The following is a 22892-nucleotide window of genomic DNA, read 5'->3' as shown; positions in this document are numbered from 1 at the left end:
CTGTTTACACACTTCGTGGGATATCATCTATATAATTCTTTTTATTTTCTCAAAAAGACATAGTATTTCCATTTTGGTTCTTTGTATTATATATAAAGGTTTTTTGTCTTTGAAGTTTTTATTTGTTATTCCTGAGCATCCTTATCAAGAGGCCTGATGATGATCATAAAAAATTTAGAATCGCTCTTTTGAAGTCCCTGATGGTTTTGCCCCAAAGCCATAACTTCAGATTTTCCGATCTGATCGCTAGCACTGTTGAAAAAGTATTTAATCTATTTACTCTTTTGCTTTGATAGAGCAGCTATCTTTTTTGTATCTCTTCTCGCGAGAGTTTTGCCTAGGCTGGCGTACCGTTAATTTATTATAGTTTTGGGACTCTCGCAGATCTTTATTTACGTTATATCTGGTAATCACGGCAAGCCCTTTTTTATGTTTTATATTAAGTTTTGCGGTAGCAAACACAAAGGGTTTTATCTGGGGATTAACTCTCCCGAGTTTTTATATCCTGTATATATTCTCTTGTAAAATTGCGCTTACTCTGAGGTTTAAAATCACAAAGACAAGCCGTGTGTCACAGTCGAAATACTTTAATAATCAATTTATTTTCATTGTTTTATGTCTTTATCTAAAACTAAAAAAATAGATATACCTGTTAACGCATGAGTTTGTAGATCATAAGGCACTTTTAATCATAACACATCTCATAGAGTTTTAGCAATCATCCAATGCACCTCTTGACTGCGCTCAAACTTGCAGTTTGAATAACTCTTGGTTCTTTTTTATCACCTTATTTTTCATCATTATCAGCTGATCTTTTATTTTAAATACACCAAATTTTCAGAAATGATAAAATCCATATTGGATCTCTTCTATCTGAATATTCTTATCTTCAATGACACGCTCTGCGATCTTTTTAAGATCCTGGCACTGCTTTTGTTTACCAAATAATTTCTTTTAAAATTCTATTACCAGCTCACATTATTTTCAAAGACGCTTTGAAAAGTTTATAAGGAGATTTTTTCAAGATTTTACAATCGCTCCGATTTTGATCCTCTTGCCTTGTATTTATTAATTCCACAATCGGTAAAAAGGCATTGAGGATTAAGTTCAGGAAAACTTAGTATTTTTTTAATATATCAATGACCACAGAAGCTTTTTTCTTTATTTTTTTTCAATGCAATCTGTCTCAACGTTTATTTTTTATCAAATTTATCAAGACTAACTTCTTTAAAATCAATATATTTTTATTCTTTCTGTCGTTTTCACGAAGAATAAATTCTTGCATTACTTAACGATAAAAGAAAAATTTCTGTATGTGTACCACATATAACATATACATTATTCTTATATGATTAAGAGCACCTTATGACCTACAAACTCATGCGTTAACAGGTATATCTATTTTTTTAGTTTTAAATAAAGACATAAAACAATGAAAATAAATTGATTAACAAAGTATTTCGATTTTAACACACGGAGGGCTTGCCGTGATTATCAGATATAACGTAAATAAAGATCTGTGAGAGTCTCAAAACTATAACAAATTAACGGTACGCCAACCCGGATAAAACTCTCGAAAGAAGAGATACAAAAAAGATAGTTGCTCTATCAAAGCAAAAGAATATTGCTGTCTAAAGAAGACTTTATTAAAAATCGATCCGACGCTAAAACACAACACATTTATGTTAGCATCTCTACTTAACCAATAATTCTGTATACGTCTTATGAAAAAGTTGTGTTTTATGCCAGCATCCCTACTTGCTATCATGTGTTTCTCTTGCAATGATGATGAACCACCCGTCAAGAACAAGAGTCTTTCACTTGAAGAAGTGGCAATTCTCACGCAAAAGAGCACTAAAGAGCTTTCTTTCACTTTGGGGGAGGATATAAAAAATAAAGAAATTATCCTCGTAGGAAATAATCCTAATGATAAGTATATGGAAATAAAAGCCCCTGAGTTTACCTATCCAAAAGAGTGGAGTATTAAAATAATGCCCAATGAGACTCCTGAAAATGGGAAGATAAAGTTTAAACCCGGTGAAAACGAGTTAAAATATACCTTAAGCGGAAAGTTCCCTGATAAGGAACAAAGCGCTGAAATAAAAGTAGCTTTTGCAGGTAAAATTTCAACTATAGCACTTAAACTGTCTTCTACGGTAATCAAGGAAACCGAGTCTAAGGAGCTTAAATTGCCTTCTATAGTAATCGAAGAAACCATGCCCAAAGAGCTTATTGTGGGCAAAAATAGCCGAGGAGAAAAAGTAGAGCTCACTATTTCCCCTTCTGAAGAAGTTAATGGATATTACCCGATAGATATTTCTAAATCTATGACCATCGCAGGTCAAAAAAATGGCCTTTCAGTTAAAATTGAGGGTGATTCATCAATCACTTTAGAAAAGGGAAAAAAAACAAAAGCCACTTATGTTATAGAAGGAACTCCTGAAAGTGATGGAGATGCGATGATTAAAATCACTATAGCCGCCACAACTAAAGAAATAAAGATTCCCATAAGATACCTCAGAGCAGATGAGGCTAGCTTTAAACTGATGGATGATAACGCCAAAATAGAAAAAACATTTTCAGAGCAAAGTCCTTTGGATGCGAATACCGAAACCACTCTTTCTATAAAACGAGTAGATGATAAAGAAGGAGAGGTCAAAATGAAACCCTCTGAGGTGCTCGCCCCTGTAGATCTTGTCAATGGTATCAGAACTGATCTTAAAGAAGACGGAGAAACAATCTTTAAAAAAAGTGAGCAAAAAACATTTTCTTATACCATGAAAGGTACACCTCTTAATTTAAATAAACACAATCTTACCTTTAAATTAAAGAACAATAGCTTAAAAATTGTTCAGACTTTCAACGTTTCAGAAAAAAAAGATAAAGATGGCAAGACCCGGCTTCACATTGCCGCTGAAAAGGACATAATAAAGGATATCAACGCTCTTATAGACAAAGGCGCGGAGGTCAATGCTGAAGATAAATATGGCTACACTCCACTTCATTGGGCGGCTATGAATAAGAATACAGCGGCTATAAAGCTTCTTTTGGAAAAAGGTGCGAAGGTTAGCGCCGAGGGTAAATATAATAAAGTTACACCGCTTCATCTCGCCGCTGAAACGGGAATCGTAGAGCCCGTCATGGCTCTTATAGAAAAAGGCGCGGAGGTCAATGCTGAAGACAAATATGACTACACCCCGCTTCATTGGGCGGCTAGAAAAGGTCAAGCAAAGGTCATCGAAGCTCTTACAGCAGCAAAAGCGCAGATCAATGCTAAAGGTAAAGATGGCTATACCTCGCTTCATCTAGCGGCGGCGGCTATAAACAATTATAAAGGAGCTATTAAAGCTCTTATAAAAGCAGGAGCTGATAAAAAAACTACAAACAAATATGGCAAAAAACCATTTGATATAACCAGCGATGAAGAGCTTAAAAAATTGCTTACTCCATAAGATTTATCCGTTTTTTTTGTGAGTTAAGACATAAGCATATCTTAATAGAATCTGTTAATTATCACCCTATACTAAGGCGTTCTTTCTACCCTAAAAAGAGCGCTTTAGTGTTTTTATTAAAGGTAAGGCTTATATTTATAAAGTTGCATTTTATTTAAAGTCTTGTCTTAGTCTTATAGTTCGTATGAGCGAAACTAAGATCGGAAGAGCCTACAATTACTAAATCACAAAGTACTCTTGCTCAGAAAGCAAGAAAACTTAAGAAACTGATATTACTCAAAAAAGTCGATTCGAAAGGGATATTAGTAAGGTTAAAGAAGATGTAGCTAATATCAGAGACGGCCTTAATGAAAATAACAAAACTTATAAAGCTTACTGGCTTAATTCTTAAGAGCTAATTACAATAGAAGAGATCCTAATGGCTTAAGCCGGGTAGATGATAGGCGTTTTTATCATAGTAGTTATGATGATCTCGAGACTTTACTTTAAAATAGCCTTCTTATCACCACCCTTTAAACCTCTTTAAGAACTTTGTTTAACAAATCAAGCGTTTTATAGAACGCCTATTAGAACCCTCCGGTTAGTCAAGTTGAACTGAAAAAAGTTCTAAAGCGGCTGAATAACTGCTGTTATCTTTCAAATATTAAAAAAATAGGGCGATAAACGCATAAGAAGAAACACATATAAATACCCAAAACAACTATACTCCAATAAGGAGAGATAACTTTTTATCAGAAAAAACTCACTCAAGAAGATCTTCTTTAAGTGGACATTCTAAAATAAATTAAAGATTTTATAACTAAAAGCTCAGTAAAATCAAGCTTGAGGAAAAAACCAAATCATTCACTCTTAATTTGATCGATATAAACATTACAAATTTCTTAATCGCAAACTATTGATGATGACAGAGATCGAACTTAAAGCCATAGCCGCCGAAGCGATCACGGGGTTTAGTAAAAACCCGTTAAAAGGATATAAGATACCTGCCGCTAATGGAATACTAACACTATTGTAAATAAAAGCCCAAAAGAGATTCTGACGTATTGTGCGCCAACTGTACTCAGATAAGCGAATGGCAAAGGGAATTTTTCTCAAGTCAGAACCCAGAATAGTGATCTTAGCCACATCTAAAGCTACTCCTGCGCCATGTCCCATGGCAATACTCAGATCAGCCTGTGCAAGTGCCGGTGCATCGTTAATTCCATCGCCAATCATAGCGACGATTTGTCCCTTACTTTGAAGGTCTTTGATGAAATTCATTTTATCTGAAGGCAACTGCGCTCCTTTGAAATCAAAAAACCTAAGTTGATCGTTTAAAATCTTAGCCGTTTCGGTGCGATCGCCTGTGAGCATATAAAGATGTATACCCATGGCCTGTAGTTTTTCAACCGCCTCTTTGGCTTCCGGGCGCAAAATATCGGCCAAAGCAAAGAGGGCAAGCAATCGATTGCCTTCTGAAAAACCTAATAGTGTATACGATTGCTTTTTCCAATCTGATAAACGTGCTTGAAATTCTGTATTAAAAATAACAGCTTGTTCCTCAAGCCAGGATATTGAGCCTATACGATAGTTCTCTCCCTGGTATGTAGCTTGCACTCCCTTGCCGGGATGATTTTTAAAATTTTCCAGCGAAAGAGAAGTTTTTACTAAACGATTTTTGTAATGCAAGAGCAAAGCAGCCGCCAGGGGATGTTCAGATTTGCCTTCTAAGGCTAGAAGTATTGAAATTTTATGTTCATTTTCTTCTTTCCAGAAGATCTCTTTTATTATGGGCTTGCCTTGAGTAAGTGTTCCTGTTTTATCCAAAATAAGGTGATCTGTTTTACGAGCATACTCGAGACTTTCAGCATCTTTAATCAATATACCCTCTTGCGCAGCTCTTCCAATACCAGCTATAAGAGCTGTCGGAACAGCCAGTCCTAAAGCACACGGACAAGAGATGATTAACACACTTAATAGTGCTCGCATTCCCATAAGCCATCCGCTTTCAGAATCGCTAAACCCCCAGACAAAAAATGAAGTAAATGCAATTACTACCACCAGCGGAACGAAAGCTCTAGCAATTTTATCAGCAATTCTCTCTATAGGAGCTCTGGAAGATTGCGCTTGTCTTACTGCGCGAATAATGCTGGCTAAAAAGGTGTTAGCACCAGTTTTTTCAGCCGTAAAATCAAAACTCCCTCCTTGATTAACCGTACCAGCAAACACTTTATCTCCTATAGTTTTAAATACTGGTAAAGATTCACCGCTGATCATACGTTCATCTATATACGAATGGCTTTTTTGTACACGGCCATCTACAGGAATTTTTTCACCAGGTTTTATACGCAAATGGGATCCGGGATGAACTTCATTTACAGAAACCTCAAGCTCTTCACCATTTTCGAGTAAAAGATTTACCGAATCAGGCTGCAAATCCATCAATTGGCGTATAGCTTCAGAAGCCTTCATGCGCGCACGATGCTCAAGGGTCTTTCCAATAAGTAAAAAACAGATGATAACCACTGCGGTTTCAAAGTAAACATGTGGATCCAGAGAATAACGTTTTACAAGTTGAGGGAAAATCGTGTTAAAGGCGCTATAGAAGAAAGCTATGGAAGTACTCAAAGACACAAGAACATCCATTCCCCAGTTCCTATATAGAATGGTTTTCCAGGCTCTTTTAAAGAATCCTCGGCCCCAAATAAATAATATAGGCAAGCTCAAGAGCATCACCAGCCAGCGAAAAAGAGGAGTCTCAGGTAAAAACATAGCTATTATTAAAACAGGAGTACTGAAAATTATAGCCCAGAGAGTATTTTTTTTTAAAGTGCTGTATTCTTTATAATGCATAATATCAGCCTGATTATCCTTCCCTTCTAAAGACCAATGGAGTTGATAACCCGCTTTTTTTACTGCTGCCGCGACTTCTTTATGAGGAGGAGGATCATTCTTAAACTCTATAAAAGCAGTATGATCAGCAAAGTTGATACGGACCGTTTTTATACTTTGTTGTGATTGAAGTGTTTTTTCAACCGTAGCTGCGCAAGAAAGGCAAGTCATTCCATATATATAGGCTGTATATGTATTTTTCATTAAAAAAATTTATGAACAAAGATCTTATTCTCAATTCAGATATTATAAATATAAATTTTCCACATTGGTTTAACAAGTATAAATATATTGCGAACTTACCTCTTGCAGAGGTGTATTTTAAATATATGAATCTGTTAAAGTTTAGATCCAAATGAAAACCGCTGTACAACAAATGAATCAGTACGGGAGAGAAAGTCGTCCGTTTTTTTTCATGATCGATTATGAAATGGAGCGTCCAGTGGTTTTAGCTCATGAAGAAATATCAAAAGTAGGAATATATTTTAAAATCGGACAAGTCTGTATCAGATCAAACCCACCTATGAGAATCCCCTTTGAGAAAATACCGATTGATTTTGAGCATTATCAAAAAGCTTTTAGGAATTTAAAATACTATTTGCAGCGCGGAGACACTTATTTAGCCAACCTTACATTTCCTGCTGAGATTATCACCCCTTTGTCGCTTTCAGAGATTTATCGGCGAAGTTATGCGCCTTATAAATTGCTTTATAAAAATGAGTTTGTGGTTTTTTCTCCTGAGTGTTTTATAAAAATACGAAATGGACATATTGGCACTTACCCAATGAAAGGAACTATCGATGCTACACTACCTGATGCCAGGAGAAAAATACTCTCAGATGAGAAAGAAAAAGCTGAACACGCTACTATAGTTGATTTATTGCGAAATGATCTAAGTCAAGTTGCGCGTAAGGTAAAAGTAGATCGTTTCCGATATATAGAGAAATTGTTCACTTGTGGAAAAAATCTGCTGCAAGTGAGCTCCCAGATCAGCGGAATACTTCCAAGCGATTTTCGTCAACATATCGGAGAAATTTTAGGAAATATGCTGCCCGCAGGCTCTGTCAGTGGAGCGCCGAAGATCAAAACTATGACTATTTTACGGAATGTGGAAGGGATAATTAGAGGATATTATACTGGGATTTTTGGTTATTTTGACGGAGAAAATTTAGATAGCGCAGTGATGATCCGTTTTATAGAACGTAAAAACGAACACCTGTATTTCAGAAGTGGAGGTGGCATTACTGCCATGAGTAAAGTAAAAAAAGAATATCAGGAACTTATAGATAAAATCTATGTGCCTATTATTTGAAAGTATTAAAATCCGAGACGGACGACACTTCCTGCTAAACCTGCATGAAAAGCGGCTCAATAAAACGCGCAGAGCTCTTTTTGGAACCACAAAGAGGCTTTATCTTAAAGAAGAGCTTACTATTCCGAAAATATATCGGAAAGGACTCGTAAAATGCAGAATTTTATATGATAAATATCTACGAAAAACAGAATTTGTTCATTATGAAATGAAAATAATCAAACATTTAAAGATTATGACTTCAGATGACATAGAATACCGATACAAATTAACAGACCGAAGCGCATTTGAAAAACTTAAACCAGAAGATACTGAACATACAGAAATTATTATCGTAAAAAAAGGTTTTGTTACAGATACTTCCTATGCCAATCTGGCTTTTTTTAATGGAAATGAATGGCATACACCTGCTCAACCTTTGCTTAAAGGAGTACAAAGAGAACATTTACTCAAGTTAGGAATGATACGAGAGAGAGAAATCAGAGAAAAGGATCTGAAGAATTACAAAACCGTTCGACTCATCAACGCTATGCTTGATTTTGAAGAATATCAACTAGAACTCGATATGAAAATAATAGAAAATAGCTAAGGGATATTCCATGTTCGGAATTTTTATAATAGCTTTGCAAAGCAAATATAATTCATAATAGTACGAGGTGATGAAAAATCTAAAAATTACACTAGCCACTTTAATGTTGGCCACTGTATTGTCCGCTAGTAGTTGTAAAGGTCCTGAAAAGACAGAAGAAGCTGCTATTGAAAATCAGGAAGAAACTAGTTCAAATGAAATAGCTACTCCTGAAACTCCAGCTGCAGGGGCTCCAGAATCAGTAGAAGCTGGCAAAGTTGAAGAAACTTCAGATGACCATTCTAAAGAAAAAAAAGAAAAAGCAGATGGAGCATCCGCTCACAAAGCGGAGGAAAAAAAATAATCTAGCAAATTAAAATATATAAAGAAAGGTTTTCATCTTTCTTTATTGTTATAAAAATAAAAAAGCCCAATAAAATATATTGGGCTTTTTTATTTAAGAGTTCTTTAAAAAAGAAAAGTCAAGTCTTTTTCTCTTGAGCTCGTGATCTTTTTTCTTGAATACGCGCTTTCTTTCCTCTAAGTTGAGAGAAATAGTAAATCCTCGCACGTCTTACCTTTCCTTTTTTATTTACTTCAATATTCTGAATATTGGGCTGGCTCGTTACGAAAACACGTTCAACGCCTATATCTCCACTCATTTTTCTTATAGTAAAGGTCTCTGTAAAACCTTCTCCTCTACGCTGAATGACCACTCCTTTAAAGGATTGTATCCTTGTCTTAGCGCCCTCTTTAATTTCAGAATAAACCGTGATGGTATCCCCAGAATTAAAATCTGGCCATTCTTTTTTAAAAATGTATTTTTCTTGTACGTACTTTATAAGCGCTTGCATGATATTGTTTTTTTTTTCGTGCTATAGTAAATTTCTATAGTAAATTTATCGATTTTCTTATTCAGATTCAAAGAATATGATACTTGAGTAAGAGTTTTCTCACTAGGGATTTTTTTAAAACAGCAGGATATTTATTCATAACTTTTTTACATAATCTTGGAGCTGCGCTTACCGCTTTATCTAATTCTGTAAGCCCCTTTTCTTCCTGGTGAATCAAAAAATAACAGCAAGACATATAATAATTTAGCTCTCCGCTTTTTTGAAATCTCTTAAGGGCTTTTTTAATCAAATCCATAGCATCGATATATCGACCCGTACCTATAAGGAGTTCTATGGAACTAATCCAGCAATGATAATTTTTAGGCTCAAGAGTAAGCATTTTTCTATACGCCACTATAGCTTCTCTATAATTCCTCAGACGAATGTTCAGATAAGCAGCACGCTTCCAATAAACTAAACTATCGTTATTCAATTCGATAGCTCTATCAATATAATAGAGCGCTTTTTGATGATATCTCATCTGCTCATAAATAAGCGCAGATTCAAACCAGGGTTTGTCGAGTTGCGGATCGCCATGAATAGACTGCTGAAAAGCTTCAAGTGCTTCTATAGGAAGCTCAAGGCGATTATAACAAAGTCCTATATTGAAATAAGCCAGGGCCGGGGAGTCTTCAAGATGCAAACCCTCTTTATATACTTTAATAGCAGAAGTAAAATTATCGAGCTGCTCAAAACAGCGAGCCTTACACGTATAAGCGCTTAAAAAAGTATCGTTAATTACCAATGCATAATCAAAAGCTTCCAGAGCTCTTTTATAGTCTTTAATCTTAAAATATTTTAGACCCAACTGAAACCAAGCGATGTGAGAATAGGGATTGCGATCGATATGTTGCTTTAAAAAATCAATGCACTCTACAAAAGAACGCAATTCCTCAAAGCACTGAAGGCAAGAATAGAAAGCATATTCATCAGAGAGGTGTTTATGTAAGGCCTTTTTAAAATAATATAAAGCCTTTGTAATATCCTGAATACCAAGATATTCATTACCGATATTATTACAAATATAATTCTCCTCATCGCTTTCTTTAAGCGCTCTTTTATAAAAATCTATAGCCTTTAAGGAATCTCCCATAAAAGACCAGTATTTGGCCTGAACGATGATCAAATCATTATGATAGGGAATTATATTGTTGAGCTGGTCAATAATTTCAATAGCTTCGGAAAATTTATCAAAAATCAATAATACCTCTGCCTCCTTTATACGAATATCAAGATGATAAGGGTGTTGCATTTTTGCATGCAAAAGCGCTTTTTGTGCGTATTCAAAATCGAGCACATCTATATAGTGTGTTATGATCTCCACACATTCGCCCGGATCGAAATAAAAAGCGTCATTAAGTTCTATCATTTCTTCAAAACGACGAACTAAACTATTGTCAAAAGTTTCTTGTCTCATTCTTTTAACGTATGATACGTTGTTGATTTAGCATTGCTGATGCAAAATAAAATTCCTTATTTCTTCAAGAAATTGTTCTGATAAAACATCGGCTCTTTTATCAGATATCGCCTCAGCATACACGCGAATAATAGATTCGGTATTAGATTTTCTAAGATGTACCCATTCATCAGTAAAATCTATTTTCAGACCATCTGTAGCATCAGGCTTCCAGCGTTGATATTTTTCGCTGAGCGCTTCAAAAACAGCTGATAGATCAACTTGCGAAGTGTATTTTATTTTTTTTTTTGCCATAAAATAAGGTGGATATTGCTTTCTTAAAGCACTTACACTCTTACGTGAATAAGCTAAATGCGTTAAAAATAACGCGATTCCCACCAAAGCATCTCTTCCGTAATGCAAATCCGGATAAATTATCCCTCCGTTGCCTTCTCCTCCTATAACTGCATCGGTTTCCTTCATGAACTTTACCACATTTACTTCTCCAACGGCTGCATAATAACAAGGGACATTCCATCGAGAGGCAATATCTCTCAAAGCCCTTGATGAAGACAAGCTGGATACCACACTACCAGAGCGTTTCGAGAGTACATAATCGGCTACAGCAACCAATGTGTATTCTTCTCCAAAAAGTTCACCGTTTTCACAGACAAAAACCAAACGATCCACGTCAGGATCTACCACAATTCCCATATCCGCTTTCAAATCCGGCACTTTTTGACAGATCTCCGAAAGATGCTCCCTTAAAGGTTCGGGATTATGTGGAAACAAACCATTGAGTTCACAATACATTTTTACTACTTCAACACCTAAGCGTTCTAGGAGTTCGGGAACTGCAAGGCCTCCGGTGGAGTTTACTGCATCTACCACAATTTTCAAACGGGCCTTTTTTATAGCCGCTTCATCTACTAAGGATAGTTGTAAAATCTCATCGATATGTCGCGCAATATAGCCGTTTTTTATGAAGGTTTGCCCGCCAAGCGCTTCTATCGTTGCAAACGAAAAGGATTCTTCTTGCTCTGCAATGTCTAATATTTCTTTTCCCACTTTCTCGGAAATAAATTCTCCGTCAGAGTTAAGCATTTTTAAAGCGTTCCAATGAGCAGGATTATGACTGGCTGTTATAATGATCCCTCCCTGAGCTTTTTCCAGAATAACCGCCATCTCCACTGTAGGTGTGGTGGAAAGGTCAAGATTGAGCACATCTATAGCCAACGCCTGTAAACTAGCTGACACAAGATTTTTAATCATTTTACCTGATACTCGTGTATCTCTTCCCAGCACAACTAAGGGTTTACAATCAGGGAAGTTTTTTTTGAGCCAGCTGCCATAAGCACAAGTAAATTTGACGGTATCTAAAGGAGTCAGATTCTCACCAGCCTTTCCTCCAATAGTGCCTCTTATGCCAGAAATGGACTTTATCAGTGTCAAGATTTTACAATTTCGTTCCCAGAACAAAAATAAACAATCCAAAGGACTAATTTTAAAAAAAAATTAACGAAATTTTACTGATTTAATGGGTAAAATTGTATTGATCAATACAGAAAATAACCATAAGGTAAGCAAAGAAAGAAGTATAGCTGCCAAATTAATGCCTGCCACTAATTCAGGATTAAGATAAACAGGGACAAAACTTATGTAATATGCTTCAGGATCCAGATGGATCAAACCAAAATATTTCTGTAAAAACAACAAACCTAAAGCGATCAAATTGCCCCATAAAAGAGCAGGTCCCAATATATGAAGGGCATAATAAATAAATATTTTCCGTATGGAACCATTAGAAGCCCCTAATGTTTTAAGTACTCCTACGGTGTAAGAGCGCTCGAGGATAAGAATGAGTAAAAGCACCATCATATTGATCATCACAACCAAGCTCATAATAAGTGTTACTATAAGGATATTAATATCGAAAATTCCCATCCAGTTGCGAATACTTTCAAAACGAGTTAACACCCCTTGCGCCTTTAAGTCATAGCTGATATGCTCATTGATTTCCTTCTCCAGAGCCTCTATTTTGTCGATGTCTTTAACAAACACCTCAAAGCCTCCTGTGTGATCCTCTTGCCAATGATTGATACGGCGCACCTGGCGAAGGTCTCCAATGATCATCATCTGATCAAAATTTTTAATACCCGTATCATACAGACCGCTGATAAAGAAACGCCTGGCAACGGGAACTTGCGGAGGCTCACGAAAAAAATAGACCACAAAAGAAGCTCCTATGTCTAATCCCAATACAGCAGCCATTTTTTTTGAAAGCAATACCTCGTAACTCAACGAGGTTACCTTGAGATCGGGCTTTCGTCCTTTAACGATAAAATCTTTAAAACGGCTCCAGTCATAGTTAGACGAAACCCCTTTGAAAACAACACCTTCTGTGTCTTTTTCAGTGCGTATAATACCGCCTTTCATAGCGAATTCGCTCAAGTTAGCTACGGGTATTCTCCATGAGGGAATTGGATAAAAAGACTGTAGGAGAGAAACAGGAGAACTATCGTAAGAATCATTGCTGTCAAGCCCAGTGATCAGAACATGTCCGGAAAAAGCCGCTAGTTTCTCCTTAATAGCATGACGTGTACCTAGGCCTATGGAAAAAGTCAGGTAGGTAACGACAATGCCCAATAGTATAGAGATTTGAGAAATAAGGACAATGATGGATGAAACTTGCTTTTGTGTATTTTTAAACCTTGCGGTTGCTCTAGAAAAAAACCATTCAAAACTCATCGGCATGCATATAAAAGCCATCAAATATAGATTTTTCTTTATGTTCTTGCTTGATCTGCTGCTCTTATGTGTTCATGGACAAAACCCAACTTAACGGGAAAAACTACAGAAGAAGCTACGGTTTTAAGAGGCGCTCAGCAAAGTGCTTTATATGACCTGCTGATTAAAGAAAAACGAACTGGGAGCAGTAGCCCACCAGTGTATCCGTATAGGGGATTTATCGTTAATAGAAGTTCTTTTAGCTATAAGTAATGCATATCCGGCGAATCTTCTCACCCTCTGAACATGGCTTTACAGCGATGCTGCCAGATGGAGCTCCAATAGCCGATGCAAAAGAGATAAATACTAGCATTCCGATCATCTCCCTTATATGGAAAATATAAAAAGCCGCTTCCTGAGCAAATTAAAGACATCAATTTGATGCTTTTTGACCTACAAGCTGATACATTTTCTTTTTGGACAAGTAAATGAATTGGAGCCCCTTATCATTCCTAGCGTTGAGATTAACTCTTATTGATCTCATAAAAAGCTTAATAACTTCTAGATTATTATAATTAATAGCGACATGAAACGGGGTTTCCTCTTTATCATTTTTAGTGTTAACGTCAGCTTTGTTTTCAATAAAAAACTTTATCTCTTTTATGATACCCTTATTAATAGCTCAATGCAGCGGGGTATAACCATCTTTATCCTTAGTATTCATAGTGGCCAAACGAGCTGATGTACTTTCATTGTTGTTGTAAGGAATATTGCTAGGGAAAGCAGTAGTACTTAGATCCTTATTATTGTCATTGCAGGAAAAACAGACGAACGCAGTAAAACAAAGTAGAAGTGTTTTTTTTACAGGTATTTATTTTTAATAAAAATGGAATATAGAATAAAAATATAATCCATAAGCGATAAAATTTATATAAAAAATAAATTAAACAATAAATATTCTATATATTAATAATATGTATAGGTGTTTTTATAGTTATAGTTTATTTTTAACAGTATGAGAGAAACTCTATCTTAACTTTCAATATCAACTCACATCATGATATTTATCCTTCATGGATAAAAGTTTTGTTATTTCCACCGGAAATGTTTTTTTCCGCTTAAAAACTGTAACGGTAAGTTTGAATTATGAGCTCCGGTGAATTATAAATAAATCCTTTAAAACAATGGACCGTCCCGATCCTCTTCAGAGTTAAAGGTCTGAGAAGGATCTTTTGAGGAAAGAAGATCATTGTCATTGAGTTTAGAATCAGCTTGGAGAAAAGGATATTCTTGCAGCGTATCTGATATTGAATATTCTTCCATATCTATAAATTTAGCCTGCTCGCTGATAAACCGCAAGCGCACGTTATCCAGACCACCGTTTCGATGTTTAGCTATGATGATCTCTGCCTGTCCATGACAAGGTGCGGCATCATCAGCATCCCAGGTGCTGAATCCGTAATATTCGGGACGATATATAAAAGAAACTATATCGGCATCTTGTTCAATAGCGCCTGACTCGCGAAGATCTGAAAGCAAGGGACGCTTGCTTCCTCCTCGAGTTTCTACCGCACGAGAGAGTTGCGAGAGGGCAATTACCGGCACATCGAGTTCCTTAGCTACAGATTTTAAGCTTCGGGAAATAATAGAGATTTCTTGCTCGCGATTGCCCGTTTTATTTCCGGCACCTATGGTCATCAACTGCAAATAATCGATCAAAATTAAACCTACCCCTTGTTGAGAGACCATCCGGCGACATTTTGCACGAAGATCAAAAACAGACAGTGCCGGTGTGTCATCTATAAAAAGAGGCGCTTCCTCAAGTGTTTTAACTTTAGTGTAAAGCTGCTCCCACTCAGCGCTCGATAATTGTCCTTTTCGGAGCTTTTGAGAAGAGATACCCGTCTCAGCGGCAATCAAACGAGTAATAAGCTGCACGGATGACATCTCTAAAGAAAAAAGAGCCACGGGAATATTGCTATCTACCACGATATTTCGAGCCATGGAAAGCATAAAAGCCGTTTTTCCCATACCCGGTCGGGCTGCCAAAATAATTAAATCAGATTTTTGCCAGCCGGAGGTAACAGAATCAATTTGCCTAAAACCTGCGGAAACCCCACTAAGCCCCTTAGCTAGCTCAACACTCTTAATTCGCTCAATAGCTTGAGAAATCAACGATTGTGCTGTTTCAGAGCCTTTTTTGAGGTGGTGATGCGCAATATCAAAAAGACTTGATTCAGCACTATCCAAAAGGTCAAAAACATCCGTGGTTTCCTCATAAGATTTTTCTATGATACTTGAGGAGATCTCTATCAGACGCCGAAGAATAAACTTTTGCTGGACAATACGACTATGGTATTCTATATGAGCTGAAGAAACTACTTTTTGCGTAAGACGCACCAGGTAATAATCGCCACCTGCTGCTTCTATTTTTCCATCTTTACGTAATTGCGACGATACTGTATAAAGATCTATGGGCTGCGCATCATGAAAAAGCTTTTGAATGACACGAAAAATTTCTTGATGTTCAGGTTTATAAAATACCTCTTGCGTAAGAATATCTATGACCTCATCGAGACCTTTCTTATCGATCATCATGGCCCCTAACACAGCTTCTTCCATAGAAAGAGCTTGCGGAGGAAACTTTCCGCGCTCAAAAGGAATCTCACGAGTTTCTTTTTTATTGTAAGACAGAAGTTGGGATTGATCCATATCGAACAAATTTAGGAAAACACCTGTCATCAATCTACTATTGTTGATAAGTCATCGCAAGAAATAGTTGTCCTGTTTTTTTTAGTAAATTGTCCAACTCAGTGGCCATTAAATGAAATTTTTGCTGATTTTCATAAGTACTTCTTTAGGATTTACAGCCATTTGCTATTTTGGTTTAAGTATTCTCATAAGAGATCGTATGTATGAGAATATTTCAGAAATTCCTCACAATCAAGTAGGACTCGTGCTGGGTACTTCAAAATATTTACCTGGTGGAGGAATCAATATTTATTTTAAATATCGAATGGATACGGCAGCTTTGCTGTTTCGGCAGAGAAAAATCAATCGCATTATTGTAAGCGGCGATAACAGAACCATTCAATACAACGAACCTAAAATGATGAAGCAAGCTCTTATTGAGCAAGGAGTACCCGCCGAATTCATCTATCAGGATTATGCCGGATTCAGAACACGAGATTCTATATTAAGAGCTTACAAAATATTCGGGCAAACCCGTTTTACCATCATCTCACAAGAATACCACGCAGAGAGAGCTGTATTTATAGCCTATTGCGAAGGTCTCAACCCGATAGGTTTTGCAGAAAGATCTATGAAAGTAGAGCGAAAAATTTATACGCGAGAAATCTTCGCGCGTGTAAAAGCAGTTTTAGATGTGCTATGGAGCACACCTCCGAGATTTCTAGGCGAGAAAATAGACATCTATTGATTTTCTTTTTATTAACCATCGGAACTCAAGCCTGGGGTTGTATTGAGGTCTTCCCTGAGTTTTTTCTTTAAATTGTCGATACTAGAGATTAGTATTCTTTTTTGATCCCTAATGTAAGAAATATAACCGGTTTCTTCAGATACCACAATGCAAATAGCATCGGTTCTTTCCGAAAGACCCATAGCTGCGCGATGACGCAAGCCCAAACGCGATGGAATATCTTTATTGTAGGAAACGGGTAGAACCGCACGGGTTCTTACGATTTTATTATCTGCAATCACCACAGCACCATCATGCAGCGGTCCATTTTTGTAAAAAATGCTTTCCAACAAAACGGTGCTTACTTTAGCGTTGATCATATCACCATTTTGAATAGATTCATCCAGATCGACTTTGTTTTTCAATACGATCAATGCTCCGGTTTTATCACCAGAAAAAACAGCACACGCATCGATAATTTGAGTGATAACTTCATCATTTACTGAAGGGATATTTTGAGATCGATAATTAAAAAAGGTCAAACGTTTTATAAAGGTACGGTTGCTCAGAATAAGAAGAAATTTTCTGATTTCAGGTTGAAAAAGGATCATCAAAGCTAAAAATCCCATATTGAAAAAAGTGCCTAAAAGCTTCGCAAGAAGCTCCATTTTAAAGGCTCGAACCATTTTCCAGATAACAAAAGAAGCGATAATGCCATAAAAAATCTCCGGCGCCAATGTATTACGAAATAATCTATAGATCTGAAAAAATACAATAGCTACCAGAAAAATGTTGAAAAAATCAGCTACTGAAACGCGTAAAAAATCCAAATCGCAAATATTTTTGTAAAAATAAACGATTTCTAATCAAAAAATAGCTTCATTGTATCCGTTGGTAGGTCATAAAAATTTTCACACACTCTTTAGCCTCCTTCACATCATGCACACGCAATAGTTGTATTCCTTGCATCAAGGCAAGTGTATGCCCTATGGAAGTAGCATTTAAACTTTCATCAGGTGAAATATCAATAAGTTTTGAAAACATGGACTTTCGAGAAAGTCCTATGAGTAAAGGATATTCTCCAAAACCTATCAAAGGCAAATGCCTGAGAATATGAAAATTTTCCTGCAGTGATTTTCCAAAGCCTATGCCAGGATCTAAAATAATGTCATTTATTCCAAGAGCATTTAAACCAGCGATTTTTTCAGAAAAAAAACGATTGATCTGCAAAATGATATTCTCATACTTTACATTCCTTTGCTCATTCTGAAGCCAACCTTGCGAATGGGTAAGAATATAAGGTACCTGATATTTGGCGATGATTTCCCAAATCGCCGGATTTCCCCCTGAAACATCATTGATAAGCTGCGCGCCTTTTTCAAGAGCAAATTCAGCTACTCTGGAATGAAAGGTATCTACAGAGATGCGTGCCTGAGGAAAAATCTTTAGGATAAGTGAAAGTGGTTCAGACAAGCGAGCAAGCTCGTCTTGAATAGTAATGCTTTGAGCGCCCGGGCGAGTTGAACAAGCACCGATATCTATAAAATCAGCCCCTTGATCAAGCATACGCTCTATATACTTAAGCAAGGCATGGGAGCTCGAACATCTTGAGGGAGCATAAAAAGAATCGGGTGTGAGATTCACGATTCCCATGATCTTTGGCTCACTGAAATCTATAAGGTCACCCTTACAATTAATGGTCATATTAATGTTAATTTTGAGGGGAAAATTAGCGATTTTGCAAAAAACTCTCTCGGCCTTTGATAAGGTGATGGAAAGTTGCCGGACACTCTTTAAAAAAAAACTTGACGATTATGGCACTTCATGGCGCATATTACGACCCTTATCTTTGACCGATCAAATATTTATCAAAGCTCGACGTTTACGAAGCATCGAAGAAAAGGAGGTTCAAAAAATAAATGAAAGTCCATCAGAAGACTTAAAAGCTATTATCAATTATGGACTTATAGCGCTCATACAGCTTAAAAAAGAATTTTCTAAAGACACAGAGTTAAGTTTGCAAGAGGCACTTGATGATTACGACAGAGAGGCAGAAAAGGTCAAGGCACTTATGATCAATAAAAATCATGACTATGGAGAAGCATGGCGTGATATGCGTCGAAGTTCAATGACAGATATGATTTTACAAAAAATATTACGCTTGCGTCAAATTGAAGATAAAAAAATCAACCCATCTGTATCAGAAGGTCCTGAAGGGCATTATATGGATATTATAAACTATGCTATTTTCGCGTTGATCCTAGAGGGTGTATCCTCTACAAAAAAATTATCCTCATGAAGCAACTGACTTATTTCTCTCGAATATTGATAGGATTCATTTTCATCGCTTCAGGTTTTATAAAACTCATCGATCCTATTGGTTTTTCATATAAACTTGAGGAATATTTTTCACCGGGAATTTTTAATCTCCCACCTCTCGTGGACTTTGCCCTTGCACTGGCAATTTTTCTAGCGATCTACGAGATTCTTCTCGGCTGGATGTTGCTACTAGGTATGTCCAGAAATTTTACGCTTTTTAATCTTTTTATATTTATCATTTTTTTTAGCGCTTTGACATTTTATTCAGCTTATTTTGATAAAGTTACGGATTGCGGCTGCTTTGGAGATGTCTTAAAACTCAGACCCTGGGAATATTTTGCAAAAGATATATTGATATTATTTTTTATCCTTTGTCTTATCGGGGGAAGAATTTATATAAAACCCTATTTCTCCAAAAGCTTTCGCAAAATAGCTCTTCTGTTTTTTCTGGTAGGTTCATTATTTATTACCTATCATGGAATAAACCACTTGCCTCTGATAGATTTCAGACCTTATGCCGTAGGAAAGAGTATTCCAAATCAAATGAAGAGCGCTGAAGAACTTGGTCTTAAAAGCCCCCAATACCAAAATGTCTATACACTTAAAAACCAAAAAGACAAACGACTTATCATCGTCAGTGATAAAGAATACATCGCACAAAAACTATGGGAAAATTCCGATTGGCAAATTCAAAGCGATAAAACCCAAAGACGAAAAATAAAGAACGGCTATGAACCTCTCATTGATAATTTCCTTTTAGAAGAAAATGGGAATAATGTAACGGAAAAAATCCTTTCCCAGCCTATCTCTATATGGGTCATAGATGCAAATCCCGAAAAAATAGATCAAAAAGGTTTGAATGCCGTACAAGGGCAGTTTAACTCATGGAAGGAAATTGGCTTATCACCTTTATGGTTCTCGAGTACAAAGCCAGAGGATTCGATAGAGATACCGTGGATTTCTGCAGATGCCACACTTCTAAAAACCATTATTCGCTCTGATCCCGGCATTGTTTTGCTAAAAAAAGGACGGATCATCAAAAAATGGCACTGGCGAGATGCGCCTGGTAAAGGAGAATTACGAGAACTCATTAAGAGATAAAACCTGTCTATATGAGATCATTAGTGAAAAAATATAGGTGAGGTTCCATCAAATTTACATCTACTGACAAAAATAAAGTTCCTTATGAGACAAAAGATTATCGCAGGTAACTGGAAAATGAATCAAACGCTTGAGATTACGCACGATTTTATCACAGAGCTTTCAGAAAAAATCAATCAAAAAGAAAAATCCAAACAAATCATCATCGCACCGCCCTACCCTTTTTTAGAGCGCGCTGTTCACTGGAGTAAGGGTAAGGGTATTGACATCGCCGCGCAAAATATGCATCAGTGCGATAAAGGTGCTTATACTGGTGAAGTTTCCGCTGATATGCTTTATTCCACAGGAGTCAATGCTGTGATCTTAGGACACAGCGAACGTCGTGAGCATTTCGGAGAAAATGATGAGATACTGATGCAAAAAGTAGTTCAGGCTTTAGAAAATAACTTGCAAGTTATTTTTTGCACAGGCGAGAGCTTTGAGCAACGCAAAACAGGAAAACATTTCGAAACGGTGCAAACTCAAATAGAAAAAGCACTTTTTGCACTACAAGCTCACGAGATTGAAAAAATCGTGCTCGCTTATGAACCGATATGGGCTATAGGCACAGGAGAATCCGCCACCTCCGGGCAAGCGCAAGAGATGCATGCTTACATACGCGGAAATCTTAGCGAAAGATATGGCAAGGCGGGTGCGGAAAAAATTAGAATTCTTTATGGAGGGAGTCTTAAACCAGACAATGCCAAAGAATTTCTTTTTCAAAAGGATATCGATGGAGGGCTCATCGGAGGCGCTTCATTAAAAGTAGTAGACTTTCTTAAAATTATAGAAAGTTGCTAAGGTTTTTGCCGGGAAACGGATGGTTTACGATATAATTAAAATCCTGTTAATGATAATAACCCAAGTCCAAAGCCTGAAATACTACAAAGAAATTTTACCAAGCCATACCATACTCGGCCAGGTGGAGCGTATGATTGATTCTCTCAAGGCGTTGCCAAAGGTTTTGATCACGAATTCTTTTTATTCGCTTTAAAACCCCACTTCGAGAATCGAAATAAAGCCAGATCGAGCGATTTCCTCAAAGAGGAAAATCCCCTTTATACCGGACCGACAAAGGCCAGTTTACCTACCTTTAGGAGAAGGAGAAGAAAACTGGGTTGAAAATCTTTAAACTCTTTAGCCATGTAGATTTAAAGCTTATCTATAGAAATAGCTAAATTCTTCTTTTTTTCGATCTCCGGTAAATCAGGCTTTTTTTAAAATACAGACTGTGATTTTTGGTAGCCCAACACGAGACCCGTAGCAACCGGTAGTATAGAGAGTAAAAATAGCCAGCTGCCAAAATTCGATGTAGAGAAGACCAAAAGGTGCGGGGATTTTTAGTCTGAAAACGATTTTTAAAAAACAAGGTTTGATAAGACGTTTTCTATAGATAGAAAAGCTACTTATCAAAGAGATGAGCAAAGCGATATAAACAAAAAAACATCAACAAACAACCCCACTACCATAAATAAAGCATAATGCAATTCTAATAGCCATGTGCTTAGAAAACCTCGATGAAGTATTTATGTTTTTTAGTATTTTTCCCGACATCGGACGTACAAAGAGCTTTGATTTATGTGTTTTGGAACACACATTAAAATAAAAAGCTCTGAGCGGAGATGATTCTTCAAAGTGATATACCTTGATCTTATAACTCAAATAATGTTGGTAAACATTTTTAAAAGCGCGTTCCAAAGACGGCTTTTTTGATGGGAAAAATCAAAAGAACGAATATAAGGAGTATATAAAAATATCTTCTACTTCATATCATGAAAGATCAAAAAAGCGCCTGTGAGAGAAGCTATTAATATGAAAATTTCGGAAATCAAGTCACCCCAGGAGTGCCAGAGAAAAATTTTTTTAGCGTTCAAATAGATATATTAAAAAATAAATTAAAAAGCATAACTCAGATCCAGACGATAACGAGCGCCGCTTTCCTGAATATAGCGATTATCTCTGCCTAATATCATAGAACTCTGTGAATAGTATTCTTTGTTGAATAAATTTTAAATACCCATTTCAAGAGAAAGCCGTAGATTGAATCTGTAACGTTCCGAAACGTTAATCAACGTTAAACAGGTAAAATCAGTTCTTCGCCTTCTTTGTAACGACCCTTTTTCCCGCTGAAAAAAAATCTCCGAGAGGCGCTAAATAAGCTAGATAAACGAATCTGAAAATGCTTTTTATCATCTATTATTTCCATCAATTTAACATTGGATATAATCTACTAAAACCCCTGTTATCCATCGCTTAAAAGGAAAGAAATCCACTTGCGCTTCCATAACCATAGACGTACTCAGATACCCGCGATACTTTATAAATTCCGTCTACGGACTCAAGTTGCGCTCCCAATTCAGAAGTACTTAAAAAAAACACTTGCCTCCAGGTGAAAAAACTCATCAGGGAAACTGTTAAAACCCAGATCATAATTATTAGCGATCACAGCCTTAGGACGAAGATTAAATATTAAGATTGCGCCTTTTCCAGGTTCTACATTACGGAGTTTCCTATCAAGTTGAGCAATGGAAAAACTCTGGGAAAAGCTCAGAAAAGGCTTAAAGACTTTAAAGCGATTATAACGCAATCCTAAGTTAGGAATCGTAGAATTATAACTCAGATTACCCTCCCGTAACAGAAACACCTCCGGTAATTTTTTTCTTTTTCTAGATACAAGGTAGTGTAATTGGGGACGTAAATACGAATATTGTCAAAACGAAGTCTTTGATAATCAAGTCTTTTAAAATATAGAGTTTAATCTGAGCGTAAAGCGCGTAATTCCACATACTGAGTTCC

The 22892-nt window shown here is 36.6% G+C and carries 19 protein-coding genes; 8 read left to right on the top strand and 11 right to left on the bottom strand.

Features of this window, described 5'->3' with window-relative positions; translation table 11 throughout:
* Positions 1-125: 125 nt before the first annotated feature.
* On the bottom strand, positions 126-272 hold the full coding sequence (locus CS842_RS07070; RefSeq protein ID WP_265614256.1) for a DUF5712 family protein: 147 nt from the start codon (positions 270-272) through the stop codon (positions 126-128).
* Between the two features lie 1470 nt (positions 273-1742).
* Here CS842_RS07070 and CS842_RS01265 point away from each other — a divergent pair.
* Positions 1743-3452, top strand: coding sequence for an ankyrin repeat domain-containing protein (locus CS842_RS01265; protein ID WP_195909817.1), 1710 nt, complete (start codon positions 1743-1745; stop codon positions 3450-3452).
* An 870-nt stretch (positions 3453-4322) separates the two neighbouring features.
* On the opposite strand, the gene CS842_RS01260 is transcribed toward CS842_RS01265, so the two are convergent.
* The gene (locus CS842_RS01260; RefSeq protein ID WP_103326996.1) at positions 4323-6527 is read right to left on the bottom strand and encodes a heavy metal translocating P-type ATPase; all 2205 of its coding nucleotides are present in this window, start codon (positions 6525-6527) and stop codon (positions 4323-4325) included.
* Between the two features lie 151 nt (positions 6528-6678).
* Here CS842_RS01260 and CS842_RS01255 point away from each other — a divergent pair, with 151 nt between their 5' ends.
* From CS842_RS01255 to CS842_RS01245, 3 genes are all read left to right on the top strand, one after another.
* Entirely contained in the window at positions 6679-7635 is a 957-nt protein-coding gene (locus CS842_RS01255) for an aminodeoxychorismate synthase component I (protein WP_103326994.1), read from the top strand.
* The gene (locus CS842_RS07560; protein ID WP_103326992.1) at positions 7619-8224 is read left to right on the top strand and encodes an aminotransferase class IV; all 606 of its coding nucleotides are present in this window, start codon (positions 7619-7621) and stop codon (positions 8222-8224) included. The genes CS842_RS01255 and CS842_RS07560 overlap by 17 nt, the downstream gene beginning before the upstream one ends.
* 70 nt (positions 8225-8294) lie before the next feature.
* Entirely contained in the window at positions 8295-8567 is a 273-nt protein-coding gene (locus CS842_RS01245; protein WP_146037419.1) for a lipoprotein, read from the top strand.
* Between the two features lie 118 nt (positions 8568-8685).
* On the opposite strand, the gene rplS is transcribed toward CS842_RS01245, so the two are convergent.
* From rplS to dnaB, 6 genes are all read right to left on the bottom strand, one after another.
* The gene (gene rplS, locus CS842_RS01240; RefSeq protein ID WP_103326988.1) at positions 8686-9057 is read right to left on the bottom strand and encodes a 50S ribosomal protein L19; all 372 of its coding nucleotides are present in this window, start codon (positions 9055-9057) and stop codon (positions 8686-8688) included.
* Between the two features lie 67 nt (positions 9058-9124).
* Complete coding sequence (locus tag CS842_RS01235; RefSeq protein WP_103326986.1) at positions 9125-10513, bottom strand: tetratricopeptide repeat protein; 1389 nt, start codon at positions 10511-10513, stop codon at positions 9125-9127.
* 27 nt (positions 10514-10540) lie between these two features.
* Complete coding sequence (glmM, locus tag CS842_RS01230) at positions 10541-11944, bottom strand: phosphoglucosamine mutase (RefSeq protein WP_103326984.1); 1404 nt, start codon at positions 11942-11944, stop codon at positions 10541-10543.
* A gap of 63 nt (positions 11945-12007) precedes the next feature.
* The gene (locus tag CS842_RS01225) at positions 12008-13261 is read right to left on the bottom strand and encodes an ABC transporter permease (protein ID WP_103326982.1); all 1254 of its coding nucleotides are present in this window, start codon (positions 13259-13261) and stop codon (positions 12008-12010) included.
* Between the two features lie 391 nt (positions 13262-13652).
* Positions 13653-13883, bottom strand: coding sequence for an ankyrin repeat domain-containing protein (locus CS842_RS07720; protein ID WP_430537307.1), 231 nt, complete (start codon positions 13881-13883; stop codon positions 13653-13655).
* Positions 13884-14395: 512 nt separating this feature from the next.
* A complete protein-coding gene (dnaB, locus tag CS842_RS01215) occupies positions 14396-15931 on the bottom strand; it encodes a replicative DNA helicase (RefSeq protein WP_103326979.1) in 1536 nt (511 codons plus the stop codon).
* A 121-nt stretch (positions 15932-16052) separates the two neighbouring features.
* On the opposite strand from dnaB, the gene CS842_RS01210 reads away from it, so the two are divergent.
* The gene (locus CS842_RS01210) at positions 16053-16658 is read left to right on the top strand and encodes a SanA/YdcF family protein (RefSeq protein WP_241518403.1); all 606 of its coding nucleotides are present in this window, start codon (positions 16053-16055) and stop codon (positions 16656-16658) included.
* A gap of 11 nt (positions 16659-16669) precedes the next feature.
* Here CS842_RS01210 and CS842_RS01205 read toward each other — a convergent pair whose 3' ends face one another.
* On the bottom strand, positions 16670-17467 hold the full coding sequence (locus CS842_RS01205) for a diadenylate cyclase (RefSeq protein ID WP_241518401.1): 798 nt from the start codon (positions 17465-17467) through the stop codon (positions 16670-16672).
* 49 nt (positions 17468-17516) lie between these two features.
* Entirely contained in the window at positions 17517-18341 is an 825-nt protein-coding gene (gene folP, locus CS842_RS01200) for a dihydropteroate synthase (protein WP_103326973.1), read from the bottom strand.
* Between the two features lie 34 nt (positions 18342-18375).
* Between folP and CS842_RS01195 the strand changes: the two genes are divergently transcribed.
* From CS842_RS01195 to tpiA, 3 genes are all read left to right on the top strand, one after another.
* A complete protein-coding gene (locus CS842_RS01195) occupies positions 18376-18936 on the top strand; it encodes a DUF1599 domain-containing protein (protein WP_241518400.1) in 561 nt (186 codons plus the stop codon).
* Positions 18933-20057, top strand: coding sequence for a BT_3928 family protein (locus tag CS842_RS01190; RefSeq protein ID WP_103326969.1), 1125 nt, complete (start codon positions 18933-18935; stop codon positions 20055-20057). Before CS842_RS01195 ends, CS842_RS01190 begins: the two co-directional genes overlap by 4 nt.
* 84 nt (positions 20058-20141) lie before the next feature.
* Positions 20142-20897 carry a triose-phosphate isomerase gene (gene tpiA / locus CS842_RS01185; protein WP_103326967.1) on the top strand — a complete coding sequence of 252 codons (756 nt, stop codon included), beginning with the start codon at positions 20142-20144 and terminating at the stop codon, positions 20895-20897.
* A gap of 1555 nt (positions 20898-22452) precedes the next feature.
* Here tpiA and CS842_RS01180 read toward each other — a convergent pair.
* Positions 22453-22740 (bottom strand): TonB-dependent receptor domain-containing protein, encoded by a 288-nt coding sequence (locus tag CS842_RS01180; protein ID WP_103326965.1) that lies wholly within the window; start codon positions 22738-22740, stop codon positions 22453-22455.
* Positions 22741-22892: the final 152 nt, after the last annotated feature.

Source organism: Bacteroidetes bacterium endosymbiont of Geopemphigus sp., assembly GCF_002904345.1.
GTDB lineage: Bacteria > Bacteroidota > Bacteroidia > Flavobacteriales > Blattabacteriaceae > GSPS2-BC2016.
Note: the sequence above shows the minus strand (reverse complement) of the source record. Positions and strands in the feature narration are given on the sequence as shown.